The organism is Tepidimonas sp. (assembly GCF_046292505.1).
Taxonomy (GTDB): domain Bacteria; phylum Pseudomonadota; class Gammaproteobacteria; order Burkholderiales; family Burkholderiaceae_C; genus Tepidimonas.
On record NZ_JBKBQX010000040.1, the window covers coordinates 1 to 10,536 of the forward strand.

Below are 10,536 nucleotides of genomic sequence, written 5' to 3' on the forward strand. Positions count from 1 at the left end.
GACAAGGGTTCTTGTGCACGTTCGCACACCTGTTGCAGCACGGCGTCGCCCGCGACGTGGCCGTACAGGTCGTTGATCAGCTTGAAGCGGTCGAGGTCCAGGTAGGCGACGGCCAGCGGTTTGCCGCGCCGAAGCCGCTGCAGGCCCCGGCTGAGGCAGGCCTCCAACCCCCGCCGGTTCATCACCTTGGTCAGGGGGTCGTGATCGGCCAGGAACTGCAGGTGCTCGTGGGCGCGTACCTTGTCGGTGATGTCCTGTAGCGTGCCTTCGATCTTGTCGCCCGCGCGCGCGGCGCGGACCAGAAGCCGGCGCGTCATCCCGTCTTCGCGCACCAGGCTGGTTTCGAACTCCACGCCGCGTTCCGTGCCGTCGCTGTGCTGGAGCTGCGCCCAGTCGTGGGCGGGGAACAGATCGTCCCAGCGGGTGCGACCCACGTCTAGGCTCGGGCCGGCAAGGGCGTGTGCTGCCGGGTTGGCGCTGATGAACTGGCCCCGCGTGTCCAGGGTGAACAGCCCGATGGGCAAAAAGTCGAACGTGTGCTGCAACTCGGCCTGCAGGGCCAGCCGTTGCAGATGCTCCTGGCGGAACTGCTCGGCGATCGCCAGGGACGCCAGCAGGCTGGACGCCAACGCCGCCGTCATGCTATTGACGGCGCCGATCAGGCCCTTGAGGCCGAGTGCCGCGGCGATCACCTCATACAGACTCGCCCCCAGCGCAATGGCCATGGACGCCGCATACCACATGGCCACAGGCGAGCGGGTGCGCACCAGGATGACCGCCAGCGCATAGCCCAGCACACACACACCGAGGGAGGCGGCGACCCAGATCACGGGCAAAAAGTACCGGTAGGGCAGCACCAGCGCAGCGGCCAGGACCGGCACGCAGGCGAGTACGACCACCCGTACGGCCGCTAGCGTGCGCGTGCGTTCCAGGTCCGTCTCGAACAGGAAGCGAAACAGCACCACGGTGGCCGTCGAATACAGGGCCAGCGTCATCTGCCGCAGCGGGGTCAGCCAATCGGCCGGTACCAGGTGCCCCAGCCACTGGTAGTCCCAGCCGCCCGACAGCGCCGCCATGCGCTGGTTGATGACCAGCCACGCCGCGAAGATCAGGTAGTTGCGCTCGCGGTTGAGGATGCCGGCGACCAGCGTGAACAGCGCCAGCAGCAGCAAGCCCCCGTCCAGCCAGCCGGCATCGCGGTGGAACTGACGCTCCAACACGGGCAGGTCTGCCGCCGCAAGCCCGACGGCGCTGAAGCGCGCTGGGCCCGTGAAGTGGGCCTCGCACAGTACATGGGCCGGCAGTTGCGGCATCGCCAGGACGAAGCCGGCGCGCGAGGGGCGCAGGTTTCCGTCGCCGCCCAGGCCCGCGCTGCGGTCAATCTGGCCCAAGGGGTGCAGCGTATCGCCATCCCAGCAACGCATGGCGGTCGCGTGGCGGGACGGAAAGTCGATCGCTCGCCCCGGTGCGCGATCCTCTGGCGCCAGCCGCAGGCTCACCCACAGCGGATGTTCGGACAGGTGGGTGTCCCACTCGGTGCGTGGGGTGTGGCGGGCCAGTCCGTCGAGGACCTGGGCGGGGGGCGGGGGGTGTCCACCGTCATGGCCGTAAAGGCCAGTGGGCGACCGCCGTCCACGGGTATTCGTCGGGCCATGACCACAGCGCCCACACCGACAGCAGCGCGGCAAGCACAGGGACCAGGTAGGCGGCCAGAAACTGCAGGCCGTGCTCGATCCGCGCGGTGGCGCCGGATGGGGCAGCGGGCGACGATGGGCCGGAGGTCATGGATAGGCGGGGGGAGTGGCAGTGTGTGAAGTGATCTCCCTGATCCGTGGGGCGACGCCCTCTCCAATGACGCGGATTATGGGGGTGAAACCCGGTCCGTGTGTCACACTCGGGCTCCATGAGCACGACAGAGGCAACGGAGGACCTGGCCGCCCAGGCGTTGGCGGTGTTCGACGACCTGATCGCGGGCCAAGACGGTTTGCGGCCGCGTCCGGGACAGCGGGAGATGGCCCGGCATGTGGCCTGCACATTCGCCCCCGTGACCCTGGGCAAGTCAGACGACGAGGCGGTCCCCGTCACGCGTCACCTGGCGGTGATCCAGGCAGGTACCGGGGTCGGCAAATCGCTGGCGTATCTGGCACCGGCCATCGTGGCGGCTGTGGCCAAGCAAACGCGGCTCGTGGTGTCCACCGCCACCGTGGCCTTGCAGGAGCAACTCGTGTACCAGGACCTACCGGCCTTGGCGCAAAGCCTGCCCGTGGGGTTTCGCTATGCGCTGGCCAAGGGGCGCGGACGGTATGTGTGCCGGCTCAAGCTCGAGCGCTGGTTGGCCGATCCGCATGCCGAGCCCGACCTGGCGGACGATGACGAAGCTACCGCGGTCGATGCCTCCAGCGGTGAGCGGCTGGCGTGGCTGCGTGCACGGGCGCACGATCTGGCTCACGGCCGCTGGGATGGCGACCGGGACAGTCTGCCAGAGCCGGCCGAGCCCGCCTGGTGGTCGGCCATCGCTGCCGAGGCCGCGTCGTGCACCGCGCGCCATTGTCCGCTGTACGGGGGGTGCGTCTACTTCGAGCAGCGCAAGGCCTTGGTGGGCGCCCAGGTCATCGTCGTCAACCACGATCTGCTGTTGTCCACGCTGGGCTCGCGCCAGTTGCCGGAGCTGGATCAGTGCCTGCTGGTGCTGGACGAGGCCCACCACCTGCCGGCGATCGCGCTGGAGCAGTTCGGTTGCCGGGCGGGTTTGACGCGGCTGGCGTGGATCGATCAGCTCGCCAGTCGGGCGCTCAAGGCGGGGCAGGAGGTGGAGTTGGAGGCGCTTGCGGATGTGCCGCCCGCGGCCGCGCGGCTGCGCCATGCGCTGCAGGAGGTGGCCCGTCTGGCGGTGCAGACCTGGGGCGCGCGGCTGCGCGAGATGGACAGCGACGGACAGCCCCTGTGCGTGCGCTTGCCGCGTGGCCGATTGCCGGACGGCTTCGATGTCCCGCTGCAGGAGGCGGCCCAGGCCAGCGCAGCCTTTTTGGATGCGCTGCGCGCCGTCAGTGCCGCGCTGCGTGCGGCGCTGCGCGAGCGGCCGCAAGAGGCTCGGCGGCTCTCCCAGCTCTACGCGCAGCTGGGCACCTTGGCCCCCAGGCTCGAGGCCGCCTACGACACCGTGCGCTGGCTGCTGCACGAGCCCCCCGAGGGAGAAGCGCCCCTGGCCAAGTGGTTCACCCTGTCGGCCCCCAGGGCCGGGGCGGCCGGCGACACGGTGCGGGTACAGGCCCATGCCAGCCCCATCCAGCCGGGCGGGCTGCTGCGGGCCCGGCTGTGGAGCGGGGTGCGCGGTGCGGTGCTGACCTCGGCCACGCTGACCCCGTGCGGGCAGTTCGACTTTTTTCTGCGCGAGGCCGGACTGGCGGACGACCCCGACGTCGAGACCCTGACCGTCGCCAGCCCCTTCGACTATGCCGAGCAGGGGGCGCTGGTGCTGGGGGGCGTGTCGGTGGACCCCCGCGATGCCGCCGCCTACCAGGAGGCCGTGCAAGCCGCGCTGCTGCGCGACCTGCCGTCCGTCCGGCATGGGGCGCTGGTGCTGTTCACCGCCCGCGCCCACATGCAGCGGGTGGCCGCAGCGTTGCCCGCCGAGTGGCGCGATCGCGTGTTGGTGCAGGGCGCGCTGCCACGGCCCCGTCTGCTGGCGCGCCACCGCGAGCGGGTGGCCGCGGGCGAGCCGTCCATCTTGTTTGGTCTGCAGTCGTTTGGCGAGGGGCTGGACCTGCCGGGCCGCCTGTGCGAGGACCTGTTCATCACCAAGCTGCCCTTTGCGCCGCCGGACGACCCGGTGGGCGAGGCCCGCGCCGAGTGGCTGCGCGGCCGGGGGCGCGACCCGTTTCTCGATCTGGTCGTGCCCGCCACCGCCACCCGGCTGCTGCAGTGGGTGGGGCGCGCCATCCGTACCGAGGACGACCGGGCCCGCATCGTCTGCTATGACCCGCGTCTGCTGTCCACCGGTTATGGCCGCCTCATCCTCCAAGGGTTGCCCCCCTTCACCCGCCGACTGGAGGCGTCATGACCCCCACCCCCGACACCCCCCGTGAGTGGCTGACCCACTTGTACCGCACGGCCGTCGCGCGCGCCCAGCCCGCGCGCCAACTGGCCGCCCACCTGCCACCACCGCCGCGCGGGCGCACGGTCGTCGTCGGAGCCGGCAAGGCCGCGGGTGCCATGGCCCACGCCCTGGAGGCGGCCTGGCCCGCGCAGGCCCCCCTGACCGGTTGCGTGGTCACGCGCTACGGCCATACTCCCCCGCGGCCCCCGGGCGTGCCGCCGCGCATCGACGTGCTGGAGGCTGCGCACCCCGTGCCCGACGCGGCCGGGGTGCACGCGGCGCAACGGCTGCTGGCGTCGGTGCAGGGGTTGGGGCCCGACGATCTCGTGATCGCGCTCATCTCGGGTGGGGGCTCGGCCCTGCTGGGCCTGCCGGTGCCAGGCCTGGATCTGCCCGGGTTACAGGCCATCACCCGTGCGCTGCTGGCCAGTGGTGCCTCGATCCACGAGATGAACGTCGTCCGCAAGCACCTCTCCCGGATCCAGGGCGGGCGGCTGGCGCTCGCCGCGGCGCCGGCCCCCGTCTGGACGCTGGCCATCAGCGACGTGCCGGGGGACGACCCCGCCGTGATCGCAAGCGGCCCGACGGTGGCCGATGCCAGCACCGATGCCGACGCGCTGGCGGTGCTGGACCGCTACGGCATCGCGTTGCCGCCCGCCGTGCGGGGGGATTTGGCCGCGGGGCGGCACGAGACACCCAAGCCCGACCATCCGCGCTGGGCCACTTGCACGGTGCGCCTGATCGCCACGCCGCATGCGGCCTTGCAGGCCGCCGCCGCCGAGGTCGAGCGCCTGGGGCTGCGTGCCTATGTGCTGGGTGATGCCCTGGAGGGCGAATCGCGCGAGGTCGCTCGGGTGCATGCCGCGCTGGCCCGCTATGCCCAGCAGGGGCACGGGCCCTTGCGTCCGCCGTGCGTGATCCTGTCGGGGGGGGAAACCACGGTGACGGTGCGCGCCCCGGCGCAGGGCTCGGGCCAGCGCCCGCGCGGTGGGCGAGCGGCGGAATTCGCCCTTGGCCTGGCGTTGGCGCTGGAAGGCGCCCCGGGGGTATGGGCGCTGGCCGCGGACACGGACGGCATCGATGGCACCGAGGACAACGCGGGTGCCTTCGTCACCCCGGACACGCTGGCGCGCGCCCGGGCGCTGGGCCTGTCGGCCCGGGATCACCTGGACCGGCACGACAGCTACGGCTTTTTTGCCGCGCTGGACGATCTGCTCGTCACCGGACCCACCCATACCAACGTCAACGACTTTCGCGCGCTGTGGCTGCGCTGACGGGGTCTCCGTGTGGGTCGGGCGGGCTTCGGTGCCCGCTACCCCGCTTGGCAGGCGCGCCAGATCCGCTCCGGCGTGGCCGGGGCGTCCAGCGGCAGCGGGCCATCGGCCAGCAGGCCGGCACGGCGCCGCGCACTGGCCACTGCGTCGCGCACCGCCTCCCACACGCTGATGGCCAGCATGAACGGCGGCTCGCCCACCGCCTTGCTGCCAAACACATTGTCTTCGCGGTTCGGCTCGGGCCAGAGGTCGATGTGCCAGTGCGGTGGCAGGTCGCCGGCAGCGGGGATTTTGTAGGTGCTGGCCCCGGTGGTCCACAGCCGCCCGTCGTCGTGCCAGACCAGCTCTTCCGTGGTCAGCCAACCCATGCCCTGCACGAAGCCGCCTTCGATCTGCCCGATGTCGATCGCCGGGTTGATGCTGCGCCCGACGTCGTGCAGCACATTCACGGCCAGCACCCGCAACTCGCCCGTCAGGGGGTCGATGGCCACCTCGGTGCACGCCGCCCCGTAGGCGAAGTAATAAAAGGGCCGTCCCGTCAGCGTGGCCTTGTCGTAATGGATTTTGGGTGTGCGGTAAAAGCCATCGCTCCAGAGCTGGATGCGGTTGGCGTAGGCCTCGCGCACCACATCGTCGAAGCGCCGCCGCGCCTTGGGCGATAGGACCCAGCCGCCTTCGAAGCGGATCTCCCCCGCGCCGCAGCCGTCCAGCCCGCAGACGAAGGCGGCCAGATTCTGGCGCACGCTGGCGGCGGCGTATTGCGCCGCGCGGCCGTTGAGGTCGGTGCCGCTGGAGGCTGCGGTGGCGCTGGCATTGGGCACGCGCGCGGTGTCGCTGGCGCTGACCTGCACGCGCGCCACCGGCACCCCCAGTTCGTCCGCCACGATCTGGGCCACCTTGGTGTGCAGGCCCTGGCCCATCTCGGTGCCACCGTGGTTGACGAGCACACTGCCGTCCGTGTACACATGCACCAGCGCCCCGGCCTGGTTGAACAGTGTCGCCGTGAAGCTGATCCCGAACTTGACCGGGGTGAGCGCCAAGCCCCGCTGCAGCACGGGGCTGCGGGCGTTCCAATCGGCGATGGCGGCGCGCCGCTGGGCGTAGCGGCAGCGCTCGGCCAGCGTGTCGATCAGCGGCCGCAGGATGTTGTCCTCCACCCGCATCTGGTAGGGCGTGGTGTCGCGCCGCAGGGGCAGGGGGGTGCTGCCGGCCGGCAGCGGGGCGGCCCACGTCGGCGCGGGGGTGTCGTCGTACAGGTTGCGGCGGCTCACCTCCAGCGGGTCCAGGCCCAGGTGGCGTGCGATGTCGCCGATCAGCGTCTCGATGGCGATCATGCCCTGCGGGCCGCCAAAGCCGCGAAAGGCCGTGGCGCTTTGCTTGTGGGTGCGGCAGCGGTAGCTGTGCAGCGCCACATGCGGGACGAAATAGGCGTTGTCGCTGTGAAAGACGGCCCGGTCGGCCACTGGTCCGGAGAGATCGGCCAAGAAGCCGCAGTCCACATACATGGACAGTTCCAACCCCAGGATACGGCCGCCGTCGTCGAAGCCGACCGCGTAGTCGTAGGCGAAGGGGTGGCGTTTGCCGGTGATCAGCATGTCGTCGTCGCGGTCCAGCCGCAGTTTGACGGGGGCGCCAACCTTGTGCGCCGCGAGCGCCGCCCAGACCGCGACATGGCCCGCTTGTGTTTCCTTGCCGCCAAAGCCCCCGCCCATGCGCCGGCACTCCACCCGCACACGGTGGCTGGCCAGGCCCAGCGCATGCGCCACCCAGTGCTGCACTTCGCCCGGGTGCTGGGTGCTCGACAGCACGGTCCACTGGTCCTGTTCTTGCGGGATGGCCAGCGCCACCTGGCCCTCCAGGTAGTAATGCTCTTGCCCGCCAACCGAAAACGAACTGCGAAGGCGGTGCGGCGCCTGCGCGATGGCGGTGGCCGCGTCCCCGCGCCGCACATGCACCGGCGGCAGCACATACGCCCCGTGCGCATGGGCGGTGCGCGGGTCCAGTACGGCGGGCAGCGCCTCGATGTCCGCTCGCACCGCGCGGGCCGCCGCCCGGGCGGTGCGCATATCGTCCGCCACCACCAGCCCGATCACCTGGCCCACGTGCTGTACCGTGTCGCGAGCGAAGACCGGCTCGTCGTGCGCGAAGGCTGCGAGCACCGGATCGCCCGGAATGTCCTGGGCCGTCACCACGGCGCGCACCCCGGGCAGGGCGAGGGCGGCCGACACGTCCAGGCCGCGCAGCCGCCCATGCGCCACCGGCGACAGGATGGGTGCCGCGTGGAGGGTGCCGCGCGGCTCGGGCAGGTCGTCCACATAGGGCGCGCGGCCGGCCACCTGGGCGCGGGCGCTCTCGTGGGCGATGGGGGCCCCGCAGGCGGGCCCGGCCGCGGCATCGAGGGGCGGGGCAGCGTTCATGCGCGATCCTCCGCCGTGGTCTGCAGCAGCGCCTGCCACGGGGCGTGTTCATCCAGCCGCACCGGGGGCGCATCCGGCGCCGTCGCCGTGGCCAGCCAGGTGCGCCACAGCAGGTTGCCGAGCACGGCGCGTCGGTACGCCGCGCTGGCCCGCCCGTCGCTCAGCGGCGCAAATTCCGCCCGCAGCGCGTTCATCGCTGCGCGTACGGTGTCGGCCTGCCAGGGTTGGCCGCGCAGTGCGGCTTCGGCGGCGCGTGCGCGCGCCGGTACGGGGGCCACGCCGCCGGCGCCGATGCGCGCCTGCACCACCCGGCCGTCGTCATCGCGCCAGAGCGCCACCGCCAGACAGACGGCGGAGATGTCGTCTTCGAAGCGCTTGGACACCTTGTGCGCATGCACCTCGGGCCGCGCGGGGCCGTCGCCGAGCGGGATGTCCAGGTAGCCCACCAGCTCATCGGCGGCCAGCGCGGTTTGCCGGTAGCCATGGTAGAAATCCTCCAGCGGCAGCCGCCGTTCCTCGGGGCCGCCGGCCCCGTGACGCAGCAGCACCACCGTGGTGCCCAGGGCGATCAGCAGCGGCATCGAATCCCCAATGGGCGAGCCGTTGGCGACATTGCCCCCCAAGGTGCCCCCATAGCGGATGGGTTGGCCCGCGAAGCGGCCAAAAAAGTCGCGCAGGCCCGGCCAGTGGGTCTGCAGGGCGGCAAAGGCGTCGTGCAGCGTCGCAGCCGCGCCGATGCGCAGTGTGCGCCCTTCCGGGCCGTCCTGCGTGTCGATGCGCTGCAGCGCGGCGCAGCGCGACACATCCAGCACCTGGGTCAGGCGGCGGTGCTGCTTGGTGATCCACAGGCCGGCATCGGTGGCGCCGGCCACCACGGGGAGGTGCGGCCAGCATGCCCTTGCGGCCAGCAAGGTGTCCAGATCGCGTGGTGCGAGGTAGGCCGATGCAGCCGTGTCGAGCGAGGGGGCGGGGTCCTGCGCCGGGGGCTGGGCGGCCGCCAGTAGGGCCTGCAGCGTGGCTTCGTCCACGGTGGCGGGGGGCAGTGTGGTCATGGCTTGGGCTGCGTCCAGGATGGGCCGGTAGCCGGTGCAGCGGCACAGGTTGCCCGACAGGGCTTCCACCGCCTCGTCGCGGGTCACCGGGCTGCCGGCGGGGCGACGTTGATACAGCACGAACAGGCTCATCACGAAGCCGGGGGTGCAAAACCCGCACTGGGAGCCGTGGGCGTCCACCAGTGCCTGCTGTACGGGGTGCAGGGGGCTGGCGCGCGCGATCAGCGGGTCCTGCGTCAGATCCTCGGCGGTCCAGATGGCGCAGCCATTGGTTGCATGGGCCAAGCGTATGCAGCTGTTGAGCGCGCGCCAGCGCAGCGCACCATCGGGCCCGTGGTCCGCCACGGCCACGGTGCACGCTCCGCAGTCGCCGCTGGCGCAGCCCTCTTTGACGCTGGTCAGCCCCAGGTCCTCGCGCAACAGCGCCAGCAGCGTGCGGTCGGCCGGCACGTCATCGAGCCGTCGGACCCGTCCGCGGTGCACCAGACGCAGGGGCGGTGGCGGGGTGGGCAGCGCCCCGAGGGCGTCCGCGGGGGTGGCGATGTCGGTGCTCATGGCCGACAGGGTACGCGCACGGGTGAGCGCTGTCATGCCGTCCGGATTATGCGAGGCATAATCGAACAGGTATGTCACGACCAGTTCCCTGGGACAGCATCGACATCCATTCGATACGGGTGTTGCACACGGTGTTGACCGAACGCAGTGTCACGCGGGCTGCCGTCCGACTGGGGATGCACCAGCCGGCGGTCAGTGCTGCCCTGCGCCGCCTGCGGCGACTCACCGGCGACCCGCTGCTCGTGCGCACCGGTACGGCCATGGTGCCCACTGCGGTCGCGCAGCGCATGATCGCCCCCGCCGCCGAAATCCTGCGCCAGGCCGAGACCATGCTCGGCAGCGCGCGCACCTTCGATCCGGCCAGCAGTCCGCATACCTTTGCGGTGGCGGCGAGCGACTATCTGGATCCGTGGTTTTTGCCGCGGCTGGTCGCTCGCGTCAAGGCCGCGGCGCCGCTGGCCCGCCTGGACATCCAGCCCCTGGCCGGCAGCACCGATTACCGACAGCGCCTCGCGCTGGGCGAAGTCGATGTGGTGATCGGCAACTGGCCCGCGGTGCCGGAGGATCTGCACCAGGGGCGTTTGTTTGGGGACGAGGTGGTTTGCCTGGTGTCCACCCGCCATCCGGCCCTGCGCCGGGGCTGGACCTTGGAAGACTGGTTGCAGGCTGAGCACGTGGCCCCCACGCCGCTGGCCCCGGGCGCGCGGGGTGCGATCGACGAGCACCTGGCCCGGCAGGGGCTGGTGCGCAACATCGTCGTGCGCTGCCCGCATTTTGGGCTGATTCCGGCCATGGTCAGCCAGAGTCTGCTGGTGCTGACCACCGGGCGGCAGTATTGCCAGCGCTTTTTGCAGGCGCTGCCTGTGGCCATCGTCGAGCCCCCGCTGGCCTTCCCGCGCCTGCTGTACTACCAGCTCTGGCACGACTGCACGCACGGTTCGCCCGCCGCCCAGTGGCTGCGCCAGACCATCCGCGAAGTGGCCGCGGGCTTGGCCGATCCGCCGCCCGACGGCCAAACCCCGTTACCATCCGCACCTTCGCGCCGCCGCGATCCGGCCCGCGCGCCCATGATCGGCACCGACCCCGCGCCATGAGCCCTCCGCCCCGATTGCAACTGCACCACATCACCAAGCGCTACCCTG

General features: G+C 71.5%; 7 protein-coding genes. 3 read left to right on the forward strand and 4 right to left on the reverse strand.

What is annotated here, in order from left to right; translation table 11 throughout:
- Positions 1 to 1,424: diguanylate cyclase domain-containing protein (locus ACK4TH_RS10875; protein ID WP_409626303.1), on the reverse strand; the 1,424-nt coding region annotated here is incomplete at its 3' end.
- A gap of 175 nt (positions 1,425 to 1,599) precedes the next feature.
- Positions 1,600 to 1,785: a hypothetical protein gene (locus ACK4TH_RS10880; RefSeq protein WP_409626306.1), complete on the reverse strand. Its 186-nt coding sequence runs from the start codon at positions 1,783 to 1,785 to the stop codon at positions 1,600 to 1,602.
- A gap of 118 nt (positions 1,786 to 1,903) precedes the next feature.
- Here ACK4TH_RS10880 and dinG point away from each other — a divergent pair, with 118 nt between their 5' ends.
- A complete protein-coding gene (dinG, locus tag ACK4TH_RS10885; RefSeq protein ID WP_409626309.1) occupies positions 1,904 to 4,060 on the forward strand; it encodes an ATP-dependent DNA helicase DinG in 2,157 nt (718 codons plus the stop codon).
- Entirely contained in the window at positions 4,057 to 5,370 is a 1,314-nt protein-coding gene (locus tag ACK4TH_RS10890) for a glycerate kinase (protein ID WP_409626312.1), read from the forward strand. The genes dinG and ACK4TH_RS10890 overlap by 4 nt, the downstream gene beginning before the upstream one ends.
- Before the next feature lie 38 nt (positions 5,371 to 5,408).
- Here ACK4TH_RS10890 and xdhB read toward each other — a convergent pair whose 3' ends face one another.
- Entirely contained in the window at positions 5,409 to 7,787 is a 2,379-nt protein-coding gene (xdhB, locus tag ACK4TH_RS10895) for a xanthine dehydrogenase molybdopterin binding subunit (RefSeq protein ID WP_409626315.1), read from the reverse strand.
- Positions 7,784 to 9,394, reverse strand: coding sequence for a xanthine dehydrogenase small subunit (xdhA, locus tag ACK4TH_RS10900; RefSeq protein WP_409626321.1), 1,611 nt, complete (start codon positions 9,392 to 9,394; stop codon positions 7,784 to 7,786). Before xdhA ends, xdhB begins: the two co-directional genes overlap by 4 nt.
- 71 nt (positions 9,395 to 9,465) lie before the next feature.
- Between xdhA and ACK4TH_RS10905 the strand changes: the two genes are divergently transcribed.
- Complete coding sequence (locus tag ACK4TH_RS10905) at positions 9,466 to 10,488, forward strand: LysR family transcriptional regulator (protein ID WP_409626318.1); 1,023 nt, start codon at positions 9,466 to 9,468, stop codon at positions 10,486 to 10,488.
- The last annotated feature ends 48 nt before the right edge of the window (positions 10,489 to 10,536 follow it).